Genomic DNA, 21,305 nt, shown 5'->3' on the forward strand with positions numbered 1-21,305 from the left:
TGGCTCTGCTCATCGGCGAGGGCGCCTTGCGCCTTGCCGGGTTGGCCAAACCCGGCTTTTATGTCTATGACCGCTATCGGGGATGGGGACTGCGCGCGGGCGCTCAGGGATGGCAGGAACGGGAGGGGCACGCCTGGATCCGCATCAACCGCGACGGCTTCCGCGGGCCGCGCTACTCGCGGGCCAAACCCGCCGGGACCATTCGAGTCGCGGTGCTGGGCGATTCCTTCGTGGAGGGGCAGCAAGTCCCTGAAGATCAGACCTTTTGCGCCGTGATCCAGCGCGCCCTGGAGCGATGCCCCGCCTTGACCGGACGCCACGTCGAGGTCCTCAACCTGGGCGTCAACGGTTATGGGACGGCCCAGGAGCTGATGACCTTGCGCCATCTGGCTTGGCAATTTTCCCCCGATATCGTGGTCCTGGCCGTGTTCACCGGTAACGACATCAAAAACAATTCGATAGCCCTGGAGGGCGAGCGCTGCCGCCCCTTTTTTCTCTATCGCGGCGATAAGTTGGTGCTGGGTGGACCCTTCCTCGACTCGCGCCTGATGCGAATGCGTTGCATGGCGCGCTTCGAATCACGCCTGCGCTTTGACTCCGACCACTCTCAGTTGCTGGCCCTGGCCAACCGCGCCTGGCTGGCCTTCAAGCAGCGCCACCACAAGGCTGGGCAATCGAGACCCGCCGGCAGCGAGCCGGGGCTTAACGATGCCATCTACAAAGCCCCAACCGATCCGCTATGGCAGGACGCCTGGCGGGTGACCGACGCGGAGATCGGACTAATCGCGAAGGAAAGCGCTGGCCACGGGGCCGGCTTTCTGGCCGTGACCCTGACCAATGGAATTCAGGTCTATCCCGACCCCGCGGTGCGGCGCAACTATATGGAGCATTTTGGCTTTTCCGATCTGTTCTATCCCGAACGCCGGATTGCCGCGCTGGGCGCGCGGGATCACTTTGCAGTCCTGACCCTGGCACAGCCACTTCAAGCCTACGCCGATGCCCATCATGTCTTTCTTCACGGCTTTGCCAACACGCAGATGGGCACCGGCCATTGGAACGCTCTGGGCAATCAGCTGGGCGGAGAGCTGGTGGCCCAACGCCTGTGCCACATGGTCGTGGCCGGCCAGATTCCCTCGGTAGCGCCGGCGCCGCTGCCGGCTTCGTTCAGGCCTGGGCCAGCTGGCGCAGACCCTGCAGTTCTTGCCCCAGCGCCTTGAGTATCCCTAGCCCGAGCGCGCGCCAGGGCGAAATGCCGGCAAAGGCCTGCCCTGCGGCGTACAGCATCGCGGGCGTAAAGCGGGGGCAATTGGCGATCGCGTAAACCGGCTCCCAGGCCTGGGGCATCAACTTGGCCCTGAACCGCTCCAGGCCGCTAAAGTTGTAAAAGCGATTGGCGTGGGCACGCGCCAACGCCATCAACAGACGCAGCCAGGGCGGATTAGCGCGCAGCGCGGACTTGGCATGAGCCGCCAACGCGACCAGCCCCAAGGTCGCAAATGCCGCGCCACCCGCGGCGAAATGGCGCATCGCGCGATCGATCAGCAGCTCGCTGGTGCCGTTGGGCGCAGTTGGGGTGCGGGCTAGAAGTTCCACTAGGTAGCCGTTGCGCGCGCGCACCGGGGAGGCGACCAGAAAAGCCACCATCTCGCACCCGCGCCGCGCCACGAACAGCAGCCGATCGGCCAGCATCCCGGCCAACGCCGAGGGCGCGGCCAGAAATTCCATCGGCGGCAGCGTGCGGCTGCGCAACCATTCGCGCTGCACGCGCGCCAGTTCGCCGCGGGCGGCGGAGGGAGCGGCCAGCTCTATGCTGACCCCTTTGTTGCGCGCACGACGGAGTTGGGCGCGCAAGCCGGGATTGCGCCCAAGCTGGGCGCTCCAAGCGCTCGGATTCCAAATCGGCTGGGCCCCTAGCGCAACCGCGCAATGACGGTCGGACTGACCCAGATGCTGACGCAGCCGACTTTCGGCACACACGTAGCACACTCGGCAGCCCAGAGCATGTGCGAAGCGTTCAAAGTCGCTGGCGATCCGTGCCAGCTCGGTGGCCATGCACACCGGCTCGCCAGCGGCCAACAAAACCCGCCCCCGCCGGGTATAGCCGACTACTCCGGCACCATCGGGTGAAAACCAATGGGCCATGCCGGGATTGAGGATCTGGTAGGCAGTGGCATTATGGCCATGGGCCAGGATCAGACGGCGGGCGCTGGCTAAGGACATCTGGCTTCCAGTCTCATCACGGGCCCCAACCTAGGTACATATTTGGCTGAATTACCGGCTTGTCGTTGCTGCTGTATTTTCGAGGATGAGGTTACCCAAAAGATATTAACGGCCTGTTTTAGCGCACCCCTTCGTCCGCGGGTCTGGATGGTCGTAGCCCCGTTCCGCCAACTTAATCGGCATGATTATCGACCGCTTCCCCTACCGCACTGCGGCTGGGAATGGTTGCCATCACTACCGGCCAAAACCGCTCTTTGAACGCTTGCGCCGACAGCGTGGTCTGACTGGCCAACTGAGTCAGCGTCGGCTCCTGAAAATCCTCCGGCTCCAGGCGAATCATATAAGAGCGCGCCACTTGGTAGGATTCGGTGGTAACGTCGACCATCCGGACCCGCACGCGTCCGCTCTGAGGATCGGTCAACTCGGCCAGGCTGACAGGCGTCACTCGTCCGCCGGTAATCGCGATCAGCGCACCCGATCCACCCGCTAGCAGGTAGCGGACCGCGCCGTAGCCCAGGGTTCTGGTATATTCCACGTCGAAGGGTACCGGCTTGGCACAACGCATCTCGTAGCCGATGTCTTTGGCTACCACCGTGAGGTTCAACCCCAATTCTTCCAACGTTGCAGTGATCTTCTCGCGCAACAACGCGCCCAGGGGAATATCGGCCAGATGCAGATGTCCGTAGGGGTCGCGCTCGGAGCCCTCGGCCAGGGACAACTGCCCGGGTGCAATATGCTCGGCCAGCCCTTCGGCGACCAGCGCCACACCGTCGTCACGCCCCCAAGATTTGCGCTTGATGATCGCTCCACAGATGGTATCCACCACCAATTCGAGGTCGATTGCGCTACCGCCGAACTCCTCTGGAATGATCGCCAAGGTCGCACCCGCCGCCTTGCCCATCGCCAGCGCCAGCGCACCCGACTTACGCCCCATCGAGACCGCCAGATACCAGCGGCCGGTGGTGCGCGCATCTTCCATCAAGGCTTCGATGATCCCACTACCCACCGAGCGCGCGGTCTCGAAACCAAAGGTCGGGGCGTTCTCGGGCAACGGCAAATCGTTGTCGATGGTCTTGGGCACCGTCACCACGCCGATGCGCCCCTGACAACGCTCGGCAATGCGGGTGGCTCCGTAGGTGGTATCATCGCCGCCGATGCAAATTAGGTAGCGCACGCCCATCGCCTCCAAAGCTTCCACCACCTGCCGTAAGCTGGTCTCGTTGCGGGCGGGATTGGTGCGCGAGGTGCGCAGGATGGAGCCGCCGGTAAGATGGATGCGGCTGACATCGGCAATCCGCAGCTCCAGCGCATGGCTGGTGTCGCCTTCCACCAGCCAGCGAAAGCCGTCGCGCAGGCCTATTACCCGCAAGCCCGAGTTGATTGCCTCGATTGTAGCCGCGGCGATGACACTGTTGATCCCGGGTGCCGGTCCACCCCCCACCATAATCGCCAAGGTTGCACGGCTGTCGCTTGGTTCGCTCATGGCTTATCTCCGCCGGGACGCTCCAACCTCGCGCAGGGCAAGTTTTGCCTCCACGCGACCATCCTCGGCCCGCAGCTCTCCCTATCAGTTTCTATCAACGATGTTATTGGTCAAAGCGAGGCGCTCCAAGACCCTCCCCAAAAAAGGTGTGCGGCTGACTACGCACGCTTGGAATGAAAAATGTTCACGACGGCGGCTTTAACCACTGCCACCCCAATGGTAACCCTTCGCGCTTTTATCCTCGGATTGAATCAACTCTCTACTGGCACGGATGGTGCTCAACTGTCCCGATCAATTGGGAGGTAGTGAAATGGCAGAACGAGAACAACGCGGAAAAATGACGGTGGAAGAGGCTGGTCGCAAGGGCGGCGAAACTCGCAAAGAAGAGTTGGGACCCGACGGTTACTCGGAACTGGGTAAGATGGGTGGCCACAAGGGCGGTGAAGCCCGCCAGCACGAACTGGGACACGAAGGCTACCAGGAACTGGGACACAAGGGTGGCCAGCGGGTCAGAGAACTGATCGAGGAAGGGAAGGAGACCGAGGGTGAGCACAAGCGCTAGATCCTTAAATGGACGGTATTAGCACCGCACCTGCATAGCGACCGCGCGGGGCCCTTTGGGGCTCCGCGCGTTTTTCAGGCTACCGTACGGCCGCCTGCCACAAGCCCGATTACAAACACGATTAAGAAGAACACGAACAAAATCTTGGCGATAGTGGCCGCAATCCCGGCGACTGCATAAAAGCCGAGCAGCCCGGCCACAATGGCCAGTACTAAAAATACGAAAGTCCAGTACAGCATGACTAGTCACCACCTTCAGGTGTATTTGGAATATATATGTAGCGCCGGCAGAAGAAGCTAAAAGTGTGCCGTTTGAGTCGGCGCGTGATTCCGAGCAAGGACGGACGAATGGGGCCAGGCCCGGAACACGCACAGAATTGGAACTGCTGAAGCCCGGCGGATTTTCTCACAATTGGTTTCCCGCCGGAAAATTTTCCCACCTCGATCATCATGATATCGCTATCGCCTCAGACCGCGGACTTTGGCGTGGACCATGCAATATGTTCATGGTTGTTTCGGCGGGCGATGACCAATGTGCCGCGCGCGGATTTATCTTACCGGTCGAAGCGAAGCCAACCGAAGAGGGCGAAATCTACCCAGGGCTTCCTGCAAAAAACAAATCGGCGGATGCGTGAGGGAAATTTTTGATATCCTACCTGTGAAGCGCGGGATCCGCGTAACCCATCAGCTCGGGCTGTGCCCGTCCTAGCAGAACTTGAAAATAGACCGGCTCCGGACCTGGGTTGTGGTAGCCGTGGATCACGCCCGGCGGACAGCAGATACAGTCCCAGCGCTCCAGGGTAGTTTCCAGTCGTCCGCCGGACTCATCCTCAAGAAACACCAGCAGACGTCCCTGCAGGACGAAGAACGCCTCTTCGACCTCGTGGGTGTGGGCGGCGTTGCCCTGCCCTGCTTCTACATACATTACCGACAAGGTAAAGCCGCGCGGCTTGATGACCGCAGCATCGTCGTGTTTGCCTGATGCTCCGGCCCCGATAAAGCGGCGCTGGGCGCGCCGGTAACCCTCCAGGCGGGCATCCTCGAAGGCATCCCAGTCGGCAACTCGATCGCGAAAACGCGCCACGCAATTCCCAACGATCTGCTCTAAAGACGCAGCAGCCAACTCCGGCGGGCGCGGATGGCGCGCGATGCTCATGGCGAATGCCTCCTCGATGCGTGCTGGCCCAAGCGTTCCACGCGATTGGCTTTAGTGTCAAATCGCCATAGTGTGCTATATGGGTCGGTTAGTACCAGCACGTCGAGGACACGCATGAGCACGCCTCCGCCGATACCGCTTAAGGTCTGGACTCTGATGGCTGAGGTCGGACCACACTGGGCCCAGAGCCACAGCCAGCATATCCAGCAAGTCATGGACGCCTTCGCGCCGGTGCTAGAACAGGCCCCCAAAGAGGGTATCACGGTCAGACGTGATCGCGCTTACGGTACGGATCCCCGCCAAGTGCTGGATGTTTACCTGCCGCCAGGAGAGCAAAGCGAGCGGCCCGCGTTGATTTTCGTTCATGGCGGCGCCTTTACGGAAGGCAACCGCGATCGCAATGGCGAGATCTACGCCAACGTTCCATACTATTTCGCCAATAACGGGGTGGTGGGAATCAACGCCGAATATCGGCTGGCGCCGCAGGCCTGCTACCCCGAGGGTAGCCGCGATGCCGGCGCGATGGTGGCCTGGGTGCGAGCCAATGCCGAAGGGTTGGGTGTTGATCCTCAGCGTATCTTTCTGATGGGTCATTCCGCGGGCGGCGCCCACGTCGCCACCTACGCTTACGAGCGGCGGCTCCATCCGGAGCAGGGGCCGGGAATCGCCGGGGTGATCATCGTGAGCGGACGGGTGCGGGCCGACAATCTGCCCGAAAATCCCAATGCTCGGCGGGTGGAAGCATATTACGGCAGCGACCCCAGCCGCTATGACGAGCGGTCGCCGGTAAGCCACGTCGACAAAGACAGCGTTCCAACTCTGATCGCTTTTGCCGAGTATGAAAACCCTCTGCTCGATGTGTACTGCCTGGAGCTGGCTCATCGGCTGGCTCTACTCAAGCGGCGCGCGCCTCGTGTGGTCTATCTAGCCGGTCACAACCACGCTTCAATCGTGGCCCATTTCAACACCGCCGAGGAACGGCTGGGCCGGGCAATTTTGGAGTTCATCGAACGGCCGCATTAGAAACAGGCGCCGCGCTGGGGGCGCCGGAGAATAGCTGTCATGATCGTCCGCGCCGAAGAAGATGGAACTTTGGTACTCATCAGCCAGACCGATCATTCGCAGATGGTTGGCGAATTTGCCGCGCACTGGGGCAATCAACGCTACGCTCAGCCTCGTCCCTACGAGCCCGTGGTGCGCGCCGCGATTTATCACGACTATGGCTGGCTCAGTTATGAAACCGCACCCAAGCTGGATCCGGCCAGCGGTCGTCCGAGTAGTTTCATGCAAGCCGGTCCGCCACTTAGCTCCTACGGCTGGATTGCCGATTGGATGAAAAGCATCGACCGCTATTCGGCCCTGCTCATCAGCATGCACCGTACCGGCTTGTGGCAGCGACGCTACGGCGTGATGAGCCATCCCGACGGTCCCAATCCACGCAGCCTCTCACCCGAGATCGCTGGCTTTATCGAGACCAGCGAGGCCTGGCAGCGCCAAGAACGGCAGGCCGTCGACCAGGCCGTGCTGGATGTCAACTACCGCCTGCTGCAGGTCTGGGACCTTCTGGGCTTGTATTTTTGTTGCGCCCCGCCACGTGCTGATTTTATCGATCCCGTGCCTCTGGATTATTCCAGCGCAGGGGTCCGCATGACCATGACCCCAGCGGGCGCCAATCGGGTCGCTTTCGATCCCTATCCTTTCGACCTGCGCCCGCTGCGAGTGCAGGTGCGCGCGCGGCGGCTGGCGGCGCCGACCTATGCCGACGAGGCCGAGTTACGCAAGGCCTATTTTCAGGCTCCTCACCAGCTCTTGGAGTTCGAGCTTTCTTGATCGCGCTTGGCGTCAAGCCCGCTCGGCACTAGACTCGTATTGATACGGCAACGAAATATTAAAGGGAGAAGACCCGCATGCTGACCCCCGAACACAACGACTTGCTGACTCGAGTTGGCCCGGGTACCCCGATGGGCGAGATGCTGCGGGAGTATTGGGCACCGGTTTTGCGCAGCCAGGCCTTGGAGGCGGACGGCGCGCCGGTACGGGTGCGCCTGCTGGGCGAGAATTTTGTCGCCTTTCGCTCGACCGACGGCCGGGTGGGTTTTTTCGACGAAGGCTGTCCTCATCGCTGCACCTCGCTGGCACTGGCACGCAACGAAGATAACGCCCTGACCTGCATCTTCCACGGCTGGAAAATCGACGTCTCGGGCAAGGTGGTCGAGGTACCCTCCGAGCCGCCCGAGCGACGCGCCGAGTTCGCCGCCAAGGTGCGGGTGCGCCATTATCCGGTGCGCGAGGCCGGCACCCTGGTCTGGGTCTACCTGGGCAAACGCGAGCAACCCCCGGAATTCCCGCGCTTGGAGTTCACCCAGCTTCCCGCAAGCCATATCGACGTCCACCGCGGGGTGGTCCACTACAACTGGCTGCAAGGGCTGGAGGCCCACATCGACTCGGCCCATCTGGGAATTCTCCATCGCAGCTTCATCAGCAAGCAGACCGCGATTCGCGGCAAAATCGACGATATCGCGATGGCAGCAACCGACAACGGCCCGCGCTTCGAGCTGGACGTCACGCCCTACGGGCTACGTGAAGCCGCGCTGCGCCAGATGAAAGACGGCAGCATGTACGCGCGCATCCGCGACATCGTGCTGCCCTACTTCACCTTCATCCCGTTCAACCGCTATGCCCCCTGCCAGGGGCGCGCCAGCGTGCCGATCGACGACGAATGGAACGCCGAGTTCTACCTCATCTACGATCCTTACAAGCCGTTGGACCCCGAGGTGCCAGCTGTCGCCTACGCCGGTTCATCGGGCGATCCTGATAACTTCTCCGCCAACTTGGGCGACTTCGACAACCTATGGCATCAGGACCGGCGCAGCATGAAGGAGGGACATTGGAGCGGCTTGGGACGCAACGTCCCCTTCGAGGACTTCACGGTGGAGGCTTCGATGGGCTCGCGGCTGGATCGCTCGCGCGAGTATCTGGGCTCCAGCGACACTATCATCATTCGCGCCCGCCGGCTGCTGCTCGACGCGGTGCGGGCTTTCGCCGAAGGCAAGCAAGTCCCTTGGCAAAGCGGCATCGATTTCAGCCGCATCCGCTCGCTGGCGATCAGCTATCCCGCCAGCGATAGCTGGCGCAGCCTGGATACCATCGGCGCCTATACTCAGCCCGAGGCCTGAACCCGACTAAAAGCCGGTGGCAATTCACGCTATTCGCGACCGGCTTTTGGTCCACGCATCCCCGCTCCCGGCTGCCGTGCCAACGCGAGCCGGCGGTAAGGTTACAGAATCATGTTACCGCTGGACGATGAGCTACCCGAGCCCACGGTTATCGTCCCCAGGGCCACCGGGAGGTTAGCAACCGAACCGGAGCTTATCGCCAGCGCATTGACGCTCTGCGTGGAAGTGATTCCCGAGCCACTGCCATTGCCGAACAGGCTGACGTTGCCACATCCCAGTTGTGTCGCCGCCATGACCGCACCCGCCGCGAGCACCACCAAGTGGCGTCGTTGAAGTTTGCCGCCGGCGATCAGCAAGCCCAACAACAGCAGCGCCATCATCCAGTTCGGCAATTGCCCCAGGCCGCGCGGCCAGATGCCCAGGCTAGCGCCGCCGGTGTCCAGTATTACCGAACTCCCCGCGGTCGAGGTGGCACCGGGGCTGGGCGAGGGCAAGGTGCTGGTCGCGGTTCCACTCAGGATAAAGCTGCCCGTGCCCCCGGGTAATATCGCGGTGAAGCTGAAATTGGCGTGGCTGCTGCTGCTAATCGGCGAAAGGTTCACCGCTTGGGTTGTCCCGTTGACCGTGCCAGTCAGGGTCAGGGTGCTGAAGGCACTGGGGTTACTAACCCCAATCGTGACGCCGGTGATCAGGTTCTCCACCGAAGAATTGTTGGTGACGATGAAGGTACCCAGGTTGGAAATCCCGGCTCCGGGAGAATAGCTGCCATTACCAGGCGAGGTAACGCTGACTACCAACTGCGCCGAGGCGGCTTGGGCCAACCCGAGCAGGCCCACGACCAATAGCATGATCAGGTAAAGCTTGGCTTGCTTCTTCACTACGCTCTCCTTGATGCGCCAGCCTCGTCGCCCCGCCCAGCGGTTATCTAACCCTCGCTTGGCCGGTATGATGGCATTCGGGTTTGCGCCTGGCATTATGCCACAACCTGGGCGGCGGCGCTCAACCCCCCGGTCGCAAGCGCGGAGAACAGGCCAAGCTTGGAATTATTTTGGAGACTATTGCGGCTTCTTTCCGACAAGCGTTGCCTCGCCCTGACGCGATGGCTAGTATCGTCGCGCGGGGTGGAGCAGTCAGGTAGCTCGCCGGGCTCATAACCCGGAGGTCGAAGGTTCAAATCCTTCCCCCGCAACCAAAATCCCCTATCCATCCCCATTCTTTTTTAAACCCCGGCACGGGCACATCGCGGCTTGCAAGCGGCCGGCTACATCAGCGGTGCCGTGGCTGGCGGAGCCTACGTGCTCTACGATGGCCTGGAGCCGATCGAGAAGAAGTAGTACGGCGTACTCGGCCGGACTGGAGCAGGCAATGGCCGTTACAATCCGTCGCCGGTCCACTGCTCTCCATAGCTGACGCTTTCCTATTTTAAGCCGCTGGCCCTCGGTTTCAGCAAGACACCGGCCAACTCATCTTCGGCCTCCAAGGCAGTCCGCCATCGCGCCCACGACAACGGCTTGAAGCGCGCGGCGCGGGTCCCCCTGAAGTCCGCGCCGCGTTGTCGTTTTAGGCCGTGCTCGGCACGCCCATTTGCATTTGCTTACGATCTGAATGAAGCTCGGCCTGTAGCCCGAGTAGGAGCACTCGCTTGAAGTCCCTGCCGGCCATGGAGGCGCCTGTCGATGCTGACACGCGAGGAGAACGAATTGCTGTGCCGGGTCGGGCCCGGCTCCGTGATGGGGGATTTTCTGCGCGAGTACTGGGTACCGGCGCTGCGCGCCGATTCCCTGCAGGCCGACGGCGCGCCCAAGCGGGTGCGGCTGATGGGCGAGAACTTCGTCGCCTTTCGCTCAACCGACGGCCGGGTCGGCCTGTTCGACGAGGGCTGTCCCCATCGATGCACCTCGCTAGCCCTGGCGCGCAACGAAGACAACGCCCTGACCTGCATCTTTCATGGCTGGAAGATCGACGTCTCCGGCCGCGTGGTCGAGGTGCCCTCCGAGCCGCCCGAGCGACGGGCCGAATTCGCCGCCAAGGTGCGCGTGCGTCATTTTCCCGTGCGAGAGGCGGGCGGAATCGTCTGGACTTATCTGGGTAGGCGCCAGCAACCGCCACCGTTCTACAACTTCGAGTTCAATCTGCTGCCCGCCGAACATGTGATGGCATGGCGAGCACTGTTGCATTGCAACTGGTTCCAGGGAATGGAAGCGGTGCTGGATTCGGCCCACGTCGGCTTCCTGCATCGGGCCTGGCTCAAGGCTCAAGCCGACGGCGGCGGACGCGCGGCTCTCAACAGCCCGACCTATGAATTGATCGAGCGCCCCTACGGCTTTCGCGAGGGCGCCCTGCGCGACCTGCGCGATGGCACCTATTATGCACGCATCCGCGAGGTGGTCCTGCCCTTCTATTCGTTTATTCCCAACGATCGGCCGATGCCCTGCCTGATGATCTGCGCGATCCCAGTCGACGACGAATGGAATGCGCAGTGGTACGTATGGTACGAGCCGGATCGGCCGATGGATCGGGCCGAGCAGATGAAATGGATGGGCGGCGTGGCACAGGACCGCGACAACTTCTGCAGCGACATGGGCGGCTTCGACAACCTGTGGCATCAGGATCGCGAGGCGATGCGCGAGGGGCATTGGACCGGCCTGACCCAGTGCTTTCAGTACGAGGATTTCGTAGTGGAGGAATCGATGGGCCCAATTGTCAATCGCAGCCGCGAGTACCTGGGCATGAGCGACGCGATCATCCTGCGCGTGCGGCGCCAAATGATGCAGGCGGCGCGCGAGTTCCGCAAGTCGGGCCAGCTGGCCTTCGGCAACGCCGAGGCGATCGACTACTCCACCGTGCGCGCCCTGGCGGTGCGCGAGCGGGCCGAAATCAACTGGCGCGAGATCGACTCTTTTGCGCCGCGCTACTGGGAGGGATGGCGCCAGCGGGCGGCGGCTAGCTGACCGCCGTGCGGTTGAATCCCCGCAGCCCGTGGGTAACAATCCCGGGCCGAGGCACCGGCGGCAAGCCTGAGGAGCGCAACTGTGCTAACTCGTGAACAGAATGAACTGCTATGCCGCGTAAGCGGCGGCGCGCCGATGGGCGAGTTGCTGCGGGAGTTCTGGATACCGGCGGTTCGCGCCGACGCCCTTAAGGCCGACGGCGCCCCGGTGCGCTTGCGGTTTATGGGCGAGAACTTCGTCGCCTTCCGCGCAACTGACGGCCGCGTCGGCTTCTTCGACGAGGCCTGCCCCCATCGCTGCACCTCGCTGGCCCTGGCGCGCAACGAAGACAACGCCCTGACCTGCATCTTCCACGGCTGGAAGATCGACGTAACCGGCAAAGTAGTCGAAGTGCCCTCAGAGCCCGTCGAACGGCGCGCCGAATTCGCGGCCAAGGTGCGGGTGCGCCATTACCCGACGCGCGAGGCCGGGGGAGCGGTCTGGGTCTATCTGGGACGGCGGCAGGCGCCGCCCTTCTATAATTTCGAGTTCAATCTGCTGCCCAGCTCTCACGTGCGGGCAGTGCGCGCACTAGTCCACTGCAACTGGCTGCAAGGACTGGAAGGACTGTTGGACTCGGCCCATTTCGGCATTCTCCACCAAAGCTTCGTCGCCCAGCGCGCCAGCGACGATCGCTTTTCGACCCACGATCAAGGACCGGTATTCAAGCTGATGGCGCAACCCTATGGGTTGCGCGAGGGGGCGCTGCGCAAGGTCGAGGAGGACGTCAACTACCTGCGGATCCGCGAAGTGGTGATGCCCTTCTACTCCTTCATCCCGTTTGACCGGCCACCCTGGCAGATGATTTGCGTGATTCCGATCGACGACGAATGGAGCGCGCAGTGGGTCTTTCGCTACGACCATTTGAAGCCGATCGACGACGACGACCAGGAGCGCTGGTTGCGCCTGCGCGGAACGCAAGACAGCGACAATTTCTGCGCCGGGATGATTGACTGGCGCAATCCCAGCTTTCAGGATCGGCGGGCGATGAAGGAAGGCCATTGGAGCGGGCTTAAGAAATTCTTTTACGAGGATTTCGCCGCCCAGGTTTCGATGGGGTTGATGGCCGACCGCACTCGCGAGTATCTGGGCTCCAGCGACAGTATCATCACCCACGCACGCCAATTGCTGCTGCGCGCCCTGCGCGATCATGCACGCGGCGCGCCGTCGTTCGGCCAGGATCGCGAGCTTGATTACAGCCGTCTGCGTGCGGTCTCGATCCGCTACCGCGGCAACCTGGACTGGCGCTCGATCGATCCTCTCAATCTGCCTCCGCCCGAGGGCTGATATGCGTAACGGCTTTCATGTCTTCGACACCGATACCCATCTTGAGCTGTCCGCCGAGACTATCGAGAAATATTTCGACGCCGCGATGAAACCCCGGCTACCCGAACTAGACAAACTCAAGGAGCCGATGCGCGTTTCCTCCAGCGGCACGGCGCCTGCCGCCGGCAAGCATCAGTACCACCTGCCCGGCCACGTCTCCTACCAGCGCCTGCTGGGAGAGGCCGGTCCGGCTTCCAAGCCGGTACGCAACCTGGGGCGCTTCAGCGGCTCCGTCAATCCAACTCAGGGCTGCTCCGACGATCGGCCACAGGCGCGAATCTCGGACATGGATCGGGAAGGTAGCGACGTCCATATGATGCTGCCCGGGATCCCCTCCAACATTTTCGTGTGGCCTGAGGTCGAGATGCAGATGGGATTCATCCGCGCCCAGCATCGGATGCTTGACGAATTCTGCGCCGCTTATCCCCATCGCCTCAAATCCCTGCTGACCGTGAGCGCCGCCGCCATCGAGCCTTGTGTGGAGGAGATCCGGCGCTGGGGCAAGGCCCCGTGGGCGGTGGGCGTATGGCCGGTGACGATCGACAAGCCTATCGACCATCCCGACTTCGAACCGGTGTGGAGAGCCTGCGCCGATCTTGACTTGGCTGTCATCTACCACGGCTACACCTGGAACCCACCCTATTTCCCTGGCCATCGCGATATTTGGGAGAACGTTTTTTTGGGCCGCAGCGTGGCTCATCCCTGGGGTGCGATGCGCTTTACCGGGGCCTTTATCGGCGCAGGGATAATGGACCGCTATCCCGCCCTACGCTGCGGCATCCTGGAGAGCTGCTGTAGCTGGCTGCCCTTTTGGGCGCGCCGGTTGGATGACCAGGCCGAATACCTGGGGACGGTCGCGGCCAAACATCGGCTGAGCGACTATCTATGTGGCGGCCGCTTTTTCTCCAGCGTGGAACTCTCCGAGGGGCAAGATTTGATCCGCATGACGCTCGAGTTTATGGGCGAGGGTACCCTGATGTTCGCCTCCGACTATCCGCACGCCGAGAGCATGTTTCCCAATTCGGTCGATCATTTCATGAGCTGGGAGCGGCTGTCCGACGGCCAAAAGCGAGCGATGACCTGGGACAACCCGATACGCTTTTACGGCGAGCCGTGAACCCGACGGGGTAGTAGCCGCCTGGCGCGCGAGCGCCGCCACCGACATTGCGCTTGCCAGCAGCGTGCGCTTTAGTGATGGCCGGCCGCGCGGATTACGGTGGTCGTGGGCGCTGGCGCGGATTGCTTGCGTGCCAGGGCAACAGCCGAAATTCGTTCCGCCCGCGCCGCCTTGGCGAGGGTCTGTTGCTGATCGCGTTCCTTGAATTCCGGCATCACCGTGCGCGCGAACAACTCCAGCGCCTCGCACATTACGTCGTGAGGCATCCGTCCCGCCTGCATCAGTAAAATCACCTGGTCGACCCCGGATCGCTCAAACTCCCGCAGTTGCGCTCGCACTTGTGACGGCGTACCGACGCAGGTCTTGCGGTCGCCAGTGGGAATGCGCGACAGGTCACCGGGATTGGTTTTATAATTGCGCCAGAGGTCGGTTTGGCCCGGATGATGTTCGCCGAAGTAGGTGTAATGGCCTAGGCCATAGATGAAAAAGCCATGATGTTCTTTCGACAGCGCCTGGGCGCGTGCCCCCTCGCTCAGACACATGAATGGACAGGTGACCGCGATCTGGGGATTAACCGCGTAGCCGATCGGGCTACACTCGGCCTCCAACGTGGCGTGATACTCATGAACCCATTGGCCGGATTCCTCCGGCGTGGCAAACGCGAAGGTCAACGCCCCCAAGCCCAGCCGCGCCGCCAGCACAATAGTCTCGCGTCGCGAGCAGGCCAGCCATAGCGGCGGATGGGGCTTTTGCAAGGGCTTGGGCACCACGTTGCGCGCCGGCATCCTGAGATATTTGCCCTCGTGTCCGCCAAACGGTTCCTCGACCAGCATCCGCGCAACCATCGCCAACCCTTCCAGCCACTGGGCCCGCTTTTCCGCCTGCGCCACGTTGAAGCCGCCCAGCTCGGTTTCGGTCGCCCCTTCGCCGGTGCCAAGTTCGCAGCGACCGTCGCTGACCAGGTCCAAGGTTGCCACCCGTTCCGCCACGCGAGCTGGATGGTTGATCCAAGGACCACTCTGAATGATGCCGTGGCCCAGTCGGATTGTGCTGGTTCGTTGGCTACAGGCCGCCAGGAAAACTTCGGGCGCGGAGGAGTGAGCGTATTCCTCCAGAAAATGATGTTCAGTAGCCCAAACGTAGTCCAACCCCAACCGATCGGCGAGGCTGACTTGCTCCAGCGACTGCTTGAAAAGCTGGTGTTCCAGGTCGGGGTGCCATGGGCGCGGTATCTGAAGCTCCAAAAAAAGCCCGAATTTCATCTGATGCTTGTGCCCCGAATAAACGCTCCCGTCTTGGCCAGATAGCTGCCGCCGCCCGGTAGGGAGCGAGCGTTCGGCTTGTCCAGTCCCGCCCGCCCCTGCGCTTGGATAACGGCTCGCTGGTTAACCCTTCGCCGCCGCTTCCCGCTCCATCGAACTGATAGGTTGCCGCCGATGCCACCAGCGCGCGCGGGCTAGCCCCATTCCTTGGGCACTGGCTGCGCGCGCTGATGGGTCAGCAGTTTGCTGCGCCGGGCCTGCTCCTGGGGTGAAATCGTGGCCGGATCCTCGCGAAACTCCGGCCCCATCGCCATCGCCTTCTTGATCGCCGGCCGCTGGGCCATCTCGGCCATCCAACGTTTGACGTTGGGAAATTCGTCGAGATCGATGCCGCGCGATTGCCAGGTCGAGGCCCACGGGTAGCAGATCATGTCGGCGATGGTGTATTGGCCAGCAGCCAGATATTGCTTCTTGAACAGGCCCAGATTCATGACCCCGTACAGCCGATGCGCTTCGTTATCAAAGCGCAGCAGCGCGTAATGAAGGTCGCCGTTTTTGGCTTCCTGAGCGGCGCGCCGGAAATGGCCCTGTTCGCCCAGCTTGGGCCCCTGGTTGCCGACCTGCCAGTAGACCCATTGTGCGACTTCGTACTTCTTATGGATTTCCTGTGGCCAGAATTTACCGCACTTTTCCGCCAGGTACATCAGAATCGCACCGGATTCAAAAATCCGTATTGGCTCGCCCCCACCTAGCGGCTCGTGATCGATAATCGCGGGCATGCGACCGTTAGGAGAAAGCTTGAGAAAATCAGGGGCAAGCTGATCGCCACGACCGATATTGACGGGCTTGATGGTGTACGGCAAGCCGCACTCCTCCAGCATAATAACAACTTTCTTACCGTTACCGGTCGGCCAGAAGTAAAGATCGACCATCGTTTGCCTCCCTGGCGGTTGATAGCAGCCTCGCAGTCCTGAGCGGTAGGGCAGTCAGGCCCAAGCGCCTAAAAGATTACTGTAACTCGCCCGCGCATCGAATGCACGAACCACAGCGGCGATCAGGTCATTGGATGGTGAACCTGAGACCTCCTCGCCCCTCCCTTTTTCGGGCAAGTGATGTTTGCCTCGCGGCGCGTAACCTGAAGTTCAGCTATTTCGCGTCGGTCGAGCCAGTCGCAATTTTGACCACGAGGCGTGCGCGCAGGCAGCTGGCGGGTTCGCGGCAATCCCTGGAGGGCGCGCAGCAACCGCCTGGAGCATATGGTCGCGAAACATCGTGATCTGGGGTGCGATGAAAGGGGTCGCCCGATAAAGTAGATACAGCGCGCCGCTATGGCCCACCTTGTAATCCTCCAGCACCGCTACCAAGCTTCGATTGCGGATGTCACGGTCCACTAACACGGTGGGCAGGATTGCGATCCCGCCGCCCGCCAGCGCAGCCTCGCGGATAAAGGCGTTGTCGCTGGAACAAAGCGCGGGCTGCACGGTTATCTGCTCGCTGCCATCGCCCTTGGCTTCCAACCTCAGCATTCGCAGCTTGCGGCTACCCGAACTGCTTCGCGGCCGGCCCCGCAGCAACATGCGATGGCGATTCAGGGCCTGAGGATTTTGCGGCCGGCCATAGCGCTGGAGATAGCTGGGTGAGGCGAACAGGCGCAGGTCATATTGGAATAGCTTGCAGACAATCAGCGAGGAGTCGCGCAGGCGGCTGGCGGGGCGGATGGCGACGTCGATCTGAGAGCTGTCGATATCCAGCGGTTCGTCGGTCAGTAGCATTTCCAGTTGTATCTGGGGAAATCGTTCGGTGAACTCGACTATCAGCGGGGCCAGTAGGCCCACCGCGCTACCGTGTGGAGCACTGACTCGCAGCCGGCCCCGAGACGAAGCGCGCAAGTGCTGCACAGCGACGCTAGCTGCATCCAGGCGCTCCAGCGCGGCCCGAACCTCGGCCCGATAGTTCGTCCCACTTTCAGTGGGCTTGACCAATCGCGGGCTGCGGCTAATCAAGGCCGTACCCAATTCTCGCTCCAAGCGGCTAAGCCGCCGACTCACCGTACCCGTAGTTTCACCCATAATCCGCGCGGCCGCGGTTAGCGATCCGGTATCGGCAATCAGGCAGAAGGCGCGCAGGTCGAGCAAATCGCGCGGCGTTGCAAATTTCGCAACACCACCTTTCCCAAATTGCATCTTGTCGATCGCGCGCATGGGCTGATATTTATCGCTTCCACAAGCGGCTGCGTGGTTAAACCGCGCTATCGCGAGCCCTCCGCTGTTTGCACGAGCTGCGTGTCGTTGTGGTTTCGACCACAACCGGTGTATCACGGCTGGAAGTTGAACGTAAACAACATCCGCTTGGAGGTCGCTACGCATCAGGCTGCTGTCGGCTTGGTGGCATGACTGCACGAGGGTGGCTGCGGCGGGAACCATTTTTGGGATTGCGCGCTAGGCTCTCGATCATCGAGGTAAGCGCGATTGTGATCCGGCTGGTGCGCGAAGGGGAGGGATAGGCCGGTGCAGGCCGGCCGTCACTTGCGACGCGCGGGTACCCGCCGCCCGGCTGCGGCAGCACATCCGCGTCTGCGCCCTGAGCGGGCGGTCGCGCGCTCTGAGACGGACTTGGATTATCGTTGAATCATGGGCTGCGCGCTGAGCATCCGGGGTTAAGGAAAAGCGGGCCTCCGCTCCTCACTTCCCCACGACCCGCGGTAGGCGAGATTCGGGGAACGCGGCTGATAAGCTTGAACCGAATCGATTTTCTGAAGTGCGTATCGAGGGCTCGGAGTTCGACCTCCTCGCGCACGACTTACAATGGTTGCAAATCGTTGGTCAGCTCGCCCCGCCATGGAAGTTTATCCCCATTGGGGCGATCCGCGCACCATCCTAGCGGCTTTGGGGAGTGCTGGCTTAGCCATTGCGCCCCGTTTAAGCAACTAGGGTGTTACGCTTAACGCTGCGGCGTCAATCCTTTACGGCTAGCGCTTGACCGCTTTGCTGCCTGATTTATGCTGCTTAAAGGCCAGATGCATGCCTGAACTCGCTGCGGCGCTCAAAAATCTGCCCCAAGGGCACGAATCCCACCCCAAGGTTGCCTCCCGGAAATATCCGGGGTTGGGGCCGGCGGTGATCGTGGTGGTCGGCCTATTATTGTTTTTTATCAACCTGGGCCATCCGATGTATACCAAGGGCGAGCCGCGCGAGGGCGTCACCGTGATCGACCTGGTCAATGGCCAAGGCTTCATCCTGCCGAATCAACCGCTGGTCGAGATGCCCTACAAGCCGCCCATGATGCGCTGGCTGGCCTGGCTGGGCGTACAAGCGATCGATCGCGGCGACCACGTCGACGAATTAACGATGCGGTTACCCTCGGCGTTACTGGGCATTGGCACGATGTTGCTGTGTTACGGCTACGGCGCTGCGCTGTTCGATCCTGCGGTCGGCTTGCTGGCGGCCTTGATGCTGGGCACCAGCCTGCAATTCATACAGGGCGCCACCAACGCGCGCGTCGATATGACCTTGACCTTCTTTCTGGTCCTAGCCATGTTCGAGTTCCTGCTCATGGCCGAGGGCCGCACCCGTCGCTGGTGGCTGCTGTACCTCGCGATCGCGGGTGCGATCCTGAGCAAGGGGCCGGTCGGGCTGGTTTTGCCGCTGGCGGTGGCGATCGCCTGGAGCGCATTAGAGAGCCGGCGCTTCACTTGGCGGCGATATCACCTGTGGGGTGGCGCCATAATAGTGATCGCGCTGGCCGGGAGCTGGTACTTGGCAGCGGCGATCGTGGGCGGGCGAGCCTTTGTGATGCGCCAGCTGGTGGCGGAGAATCTCTTCGCCTTCTTCTACAGCCCTTCGCTCAGCGACGGCCACGATCATTCGGTGATGTGGCTCTTCCTGTCTTTGCTGGTAGGCTGGCTGCCATGGGCGGCGATGCTACCCTGGGTAATTGGCGATTTGCGCCGCCAGCGCCGCACCGCCCGCCTGAGCTACCTGCTGGTATGGATCATGGGGTTCACCTTTTTCTACAGCTTGGCCTATCAAAAGCGCGGCATTTATCTGCTGGCCATCTATCCGGCCTTGGCTCTTCTTAGCGCCGGCTTCGTGCTGCGAACCACGCGTGGAGTGGGATCGGCGCGTGGCTTCAGCGTGCTGGCCGTGCTTTTCGGCACAGTCTTTTGCGGCCTTGCACTGGGCGCCGGCCTCCTTCTAGCGCTCTGCGCTTGGCACCCGGCAGCGGCCGGTGCAATGCTGAACCGGACTACAATTGCGGTGCCGGGCCTGGCCACCGATGTCGCGGCGCACTGTGCCCAATGGCCGTGGCTAAGCGGCCTGCTGTGCACCCTCGCATTGGCCTGTGGCGTGGCCATGTTCGTGCGACGCGCGCCGCTTGCGACCAGCGCCCTGGCAGTGGTAGCGCTGACCAGCCTTATCGTGCTCTCCCATCTAGTCTTCATGCCCGCGATCTCGGGGCGCTTGACGCTGCGGTCGTTCACCAACCACGCAATGGCGCTGGTAGGCGACCATTCGGTGGCCTATCTGGACGGGCTTAATTACGAAATCGCCTTTTACAGCCGGCGCCCAATAGCGGTCATCGGCGCACCGCTCGCGCACTGGCCCGATTATGTTGTCGTCGGCGCGCGCTCCTATCGCCTCCATCATCGCGCCGACTTGGCGCATTACTCAGTGGTGCTGCGCAGCGGCCCGACCGAACTTAACGGCCACGGCGCGATGCTGCTGATGGCGCGCAATCCGCCCCGCTACAACAGCAGCGCGCGATGAGGGTAACTGCAGCGCATCGATCCGCACTGGCGGCGCAGCAGTAGGCCACGCGATGTGCGGGATTGTCGGAGTACTGGGTGACGGGGCCACGCTGGGCCCTCCCCTACTGATGACGATGACGCGCGCGCTTCGCCATCGCGGACCCGACCATCAGGAGACTTGGTGTGATCGCGAGCAAGGAATCGGCCTGGGAAACGCGCGGCTGGCGATCCTGGACCTCTCTGCGGCCGGCAACCAGCCCATGGTCTCGGCACACGGCCGCTATGTGATCACCTTCAACGGCGAAATTTACAACTACCAGGCCTTATGCGCCGAGCTGAGCCGCTTGGGCTATCGCTTTCGCGGTCAATCCGATACCGAAACGCTGCTGGCGGCCTTCGAGCACTGGGGCATCGAGGATGCCCTATCGCGGTTGGAGGGAATGTTCGCGTTGGCGCTGTGGGATCGGGTCGAGCATACCCTGACCCTGGCGCGTGATCCCTTTGGCCAAAAACCGCTTTACTACACCTGGAGCCATGGCGCCTTTATCTTTGGCTCCGAGCTCAAGGCCATGCGGCCCCATCCCAGCTTTCGCCCCGCGATCGATCCGGCCGCAGTGGTCCTGTTACTGCGCCACAGCTATATCCTCGAACCCTATTCGATCTATCAAGGGGTGTATAAGCTCGAGCCGGGAAGCCTGTTACGGCTGCCCGCGGGCGCGGCCGGCGACCGCGGCCGGGCGGTACTCAAACACTACTGGTCCGCCGCCGACAGTATCACCCGTGCCTTGGCCGCTCCCTGGCAGGAGGGTGAAACCGCGGCAATCGATAAGCTGCAGGCGCTGTGCGAAGAGTCGGTGCGTACTCGCATGATCTCCGACGTTCCGCTGGGCGTCTTTTTGTCAGGCGGAGTCGACTCCTCGCTGTTGGCGGCGATCATGCAGGCGCAAAGCCTCCGGCCGATCAAAACCTTTACCATCGGTTTCGCCGACCGCGCCTACGACGAGGCGACATACGCCCGCCAGGTCGCGCGGCGGCTGGGCAGCGAGCATTTCGAGCTTTCGCTCCAAGGACCCGAAGTGGTCGAGCTGGTCGGTCGAATGCCTGAAATGTTCGATGAGCCCTTCGCCGATTACTCCCAAATCCCCACCTTCTTGCTGGCACAAATGGCGCGACGCGAGGTGGTCGTCGCGCTCTCGGGTGAAGGTAGCGACGAGATCTTTGGTGGCTACGAGCGCTATTTCCAAACCATGCGCTTGTGGCGGGCGTT

At 62.1% G+C, this 21,305-nt stretch carries 19 protein-coding genes and 1 tRNA gene; 12 read left to right on the forward strand and 8 right to left on the reverse strand.

The genetic code is table 11. From position 1 onward, the window contains the following. Nucleotides 1-1,217 (forward strand): SGNH/GDSL hydrolase family protein (locus tag VKV28_03900; GenBank protein HLH75932.1); only part of this gene is annotated, 1,217 nt, incomplete at its 5' end. Here VKV28_03900 and VKV28_03905 read toward each other — a convergent pair. Together VKV28_03905 and pfp are read right to left on the reverse strand one after the other, a co-directional pair. Continuing rightward, a complete protein-coding gene (locus VKV28_03905; protein ID HLH75933.1) occupies nt 1,165-2,220 on the reverse strand; it encodes a DUF2156 domain-containing protein in 1,056 nt (351 codons plus the stop codon). The two genes, VKV28_03900 and VKV28_03905, sit on opposite strands and share 53 nt — an antisense overlap. A 172-nt stretch (nt 2,221-2,392) precedes the next feature. After that, nucleotides 2,393-3,703 (reverse strand): diphosphate--fructose-6-phosphate 1-phosphotransferase, encoded by a 1,311-nt coding sequence (gene pfp / locus VKV28_03910; protein ID HLH75934.1) that lies wholly within the window; start codon nt 3,701-3,703, stop codon nt 2,393-2,395. Between the two features lie 310 nt (nt 3,704-4,013). On the opposite strand from pfp, the gene VKV28_03915 reads away from it, so the two are divergent. Further along, on the forward strand, nt 4,014-4,265 hold the full coding sequence (locus tag VKV28_03915; GenBank protein HLH75935.1) for a hypothetical protein: 252 nt from the start codon (nt 4,014-4,016) through the stop codon (nt 4,263-4,265). A 74-nt stretch (nt 4,266-4,339) separates the two neighbouring features. On the opposite strand, the gene VKV28_03920 is transcribed toward VKV28_03915, so the two are convergent. Further along, complete coding sequence (locus tag VKV28_03920) at nt 4,340-4,504, reverse strand: DUF1328 domain-containing protein (GenBank protein HLH75936.1); 165 nt, start codon at nt 4,502-4,504, stop codon at nt 4,340-4,342. A gap of 137 nt (nt 4,505-4,641) precedes the next feature. On the opposite strand from VKV28_03920, the gene VKV28_03925 reads away from it, so the two are divergent. Further along, nucleotides 4,642-4,899, forward strand: a complete 258-nt coding sequence (locus tag VKV28_03925) for a hypothetical protein (GenBank protein ID HLH75937.1) — start codon at nt 4,642-4,644, stop codon at nt 4,897-4,899. A 17-nt stretch (nt 4,900-4,916) separates the two neighbouring features. Here the strand turns inward: VKV28_03925 and VKV28_03930 are convergent, their stop codons facing one another. Next, complete coding sequence (locus tag VKV28_03930; GenBank protein HLH75938.1) at nt 4,917-5,420, reverse strand: cupin domain-containing protein; 504 nt, start codon at nt 5,418-5,420, stop codon at nt 4,917-4,919. 114 nt (nt 5,421-5,534) lie between these two features. Between VKV28_03930 and VKV28_03935 the strand changes: the two genes are divergently transcribed. The 3 genes from VKV28_03935 to VKV28_03945 all read left to right on the forward strand — a co-directional run bounded on the left by VKV28_03935 (nt 5,535) and on the right by VKV28_03945 (nt 8,596). After that, the gene (locus tag VKV28_03935; protein ID HLH75939.1) at nt 5,535-6,443 is read left to right on the forward strand and encodes an alpha/beta hydrolase; all 909 of its coding nucleotides are present in this window, start codon (nt 5,535-5,537) and stop codon (nt 6,441-6,443) included. Nucleotides 6,444-6,482: 39 nt separating this feature from the next. Then, the gene (locus tag VKV28_03940; GenBank protein HLH75940.1) at nt 6,483-7,250 is read left to right on the forward strand and encodes a DUF3891 family protein; all 768 of its coding nucleotides are present in this window, start codon (nt 6,483-6,485) and stop codon (nt 7,248-7,250) included. 77 nt (nt 7,251-7,327) lie between these two features. Beyond that, a complete protein-coding gene (locus VKV28_03945; protein HLH75941.1) occupies nt 7,328-8,596 on the forward strand; it encodes a Rieske 2Fe-2S domain-containing protein in 1,269 nt (422 codons plus the stop codon). Nucleotides 8,597-8,697: 101 nt separating this feature from the next. On the opposite strand, the gene VKV28_03950 is transcribed toward VKV28_03945, so the two are convergent. Next, entirely contained in the window at nt 8,698-9,474 is a 777-nt protein-coding gene (locus VKV28_03950; GenBank protein HLH75942.1) for a hypothetical protein, read from the reverse strand. A gap of 237 nt (nt 9,475-9,711) precedes the next feature. On the opposite strand from VKV28_03950, the gene VKV28_03955 reads away from it, so the two are divergent. The 4 genes from VKV28_03955 (at nt 9,712) to VKV28_03970 (ending at nt 14,029) form a co-directional block, all read left to right on the forward strand. Next, nucleotides 9,712-9,788: transfer RNA gene (locus VKV28_03955), tRNA-Met, on the forward strand. A 484-nt stretch (nt 9,789-10,272) separates the two neighbouring features. Further along, the gene (locus tag VKV28_03960) at nt 10,273-11,547 is read left to right on the forward strand and encodes a Rieske 2Fe-2S domain-containing protein (protein ID HLH75943.1); all 1,275 of its coding nucleotides are present in this window, start codon (nt 10,273-10,275) and stop codon (nt 11,545-11,547) included. A gap of 81 nt (nt 11,548-11,628) precedes the next feature. Beyond that, on the forward strand, nt 11,629-12,873 hold the full coding sequence (locus VKV28_03965; GenBank protein ID HLH75944.1) for a Rieske 2Fe-2S domain-containing protein: 1,245 nt from the start codon (nt 11,629-11,631) through the stop codon (nt 12,871-12,873). Nucleotide 12,874: 1 nt separating this feature from the next. Then, nucleotides 12,875-14,029 (forward strand): amidohydrolase family protein, encoded by a 1,155-nt coding sequence (locus tag VKV28_03970; protein HLH75945.1) that lies wholly within the window; start codon nt 12,875-12,877, stop codon nt 14,027-14,029. Nucleotides 14,030-14,100: 71 nt separating this feature from the next. Here VKV28_03970 and VKV28_03975 read toward each other — a convergent pair whose 3' ends face one another. The 3 genes from VKV28_03975 to VKV28_03985 form a co-directional block, all read right to left on the reverse strand. Continuing rightward, a complete protein-coding gene (locus VKV28_03975; GenBank protein ID HLH75946.1) occupies nt 14,101-15,291 on the reverse strand; it encodes an LLM class flavin-dependent oxidoreductase in 1,191 nt (396 codons plus the stop codon). A gap of 194 nt (nt 15,292-15,485) precedes the next feature. Further along, nucleotides 15,486-16,223: a glutathione S-transferase N-terminal domain-containing protein gene (locus VKV28_03980; GenBank protein ID HLH75947.1), complete on the reverse strand. Its 738-nt coding sequence runs from the start codon at nt 16,221-16,223 to the stop codon at nt 15,486-15,488. A gap of 210 nt (nt 16,224-16,433) precedes the next feature. Then, entirely contained in the window at nt 16,434-17,474 is a 1,041-nt protein-coding gene (locus tag VKV28_03985; GenBank protein ID HLH75948.1) for a LysR family transcriptional regulator, read from the reverse strand. 837 nt (nt 17,475-18,311) lie between these two features. Between VKV28_03985 and VKV28_03990 the strand changes: the two genes are divergently transcribed. Both VKV28_03990 and asnB read left to right on the forward strand, forming a co-directional pair. Continuing rightward, complete coding sequence (locus VKV28_03990; GenBank protein HLH75949.1) at nt 18,312-20,057, forward strand: glycosyltransferase family 39 protein; 1,746 nt, start codon at nt 18,312-18,314, stop codon at nt 20,055-20,057. 52 nt (nt 20,058-20,109) lie between these two features. After that, nucleotides 20,110-21,305: asparagine synthase (glutamine-hydrolyzing) (asnB, locus tag VKV28_03995; GenBank protein HLH75950.1), on the forward strand; the 1,196-nt coding region annotated here is incomplete at its 3' end.

The sequence above is a fragment of the Candidatus Binataceae bacterium genome (assembly GCA_035294265.1).
Lineage (GTDB): Bacteria > Desulfobacterota > Binatia > Binatales > Binataceae > DATGLK01.

What these genes read in the sequence shown, in the direction of transcription:
- VKV28_03940 (HLH75940.1), top strand. Translation starts at nt 6,483, where the DNA reads ATGATCGTCCGCGCCGAAGAAGATGGAACTTTGGTACTCATCAGCCAG.
- VKV28_03935 (HLH75939.1), top strand. Translation starts at nt 5,535, where the DNA reads ATGAGCACGCCTCCGCCGATACCGCTTAAGGTCTGGACTCTGATGGCT.
- VKV28_03905 (HLH75933.1), bottom strand. Translation starts at nt 2,220, where the DNA reads ATGTCCTTAGCCAGCGCCCGCCGTCTGATCCTGGCCCATGGCCATAAT.
- VKV28_03985 (HLH75948.1), bottom strand. Translation starts at nt 17,474, where the DNA reads ATGCAATTTGGGAAAGGTGGTGTTGCGAAATTTGCAACGCCGCGCGAT.
- VKV28_03975 (HLH75946.1), bottom strand. Translation starts at nt 15,291, where the DNA reads ATGAAATTCGGGCTTTTTTTGGAGCTTCAGATACCGCGCCCATGGCAC.
- VKV28_03920 (HLH75936.1), bottom strand. Translation starts at nt 4,504, where the DNA reads ATGCTGTACTGGACTTTCGTATTTTTAGTACTGGCCATTGTGGCCGGG.
- VKV28_03915 (HLH75935.1), top strand. Translation starts at nt 4,014, where the DNA reads ATGGCAGAACGAGAACAACGCGGAAAAATGACGGTGGAAGAGGCTGGT.
- VKV28_03970 (HLH75945.1), top strand. Translation starts at nt 12,875, where the DNA reads ATGCGTAACGGCTTTCATGTCTTCGACACCGATACCCATCTTGAGCTG.
- VKV28_03945 (HLH75941.1), top strand. Translation starts at nt 7,328, where the DNA reads ATGCTGACCCCCGAACACAACGACTTGCTGACTCGAGTTGGCCCGGGT.
- VKV28_03930 (HLH75938.1), bottom strand. Translation starts at nt 5,420, where the DNA reads ATGAGCATCGCGCGCCATCCGCGCCCGCCGGAGTTGGCTGCTGCGTCT.
- pfp (HLH75934.1), bottom strand. Translation starts at nt 3,703, where the DNA reads ATGAGCGAACCAAGCGACAGCCGTGCAACCTTGGCGATTATGGTGGGG.
- VKV28_03980 (HLH75947.1), bottom strand. Translation starts at nt 16,223, where the DNA reads ATGGTCGATCTTTACTTCTGGCCGACCGGTAACGGTAAGAAAGTTGTT.
- VKV28_03960 (HLH75943.1), top strand. Translation starts at nt 10,273, where the DNA reads ATGCTGACACGCGAGGAGAACGAATTGCTGTGCCGGGTCGGGCCCGGC.
- VKV28_03990 (HLH75949.1), top strand. Translation starts at nt 18,312, where the DNA reads ATGCCTGAACTCGCTGCGGCGCTCAAAAATCTGCCCCAAGGGCACGAA.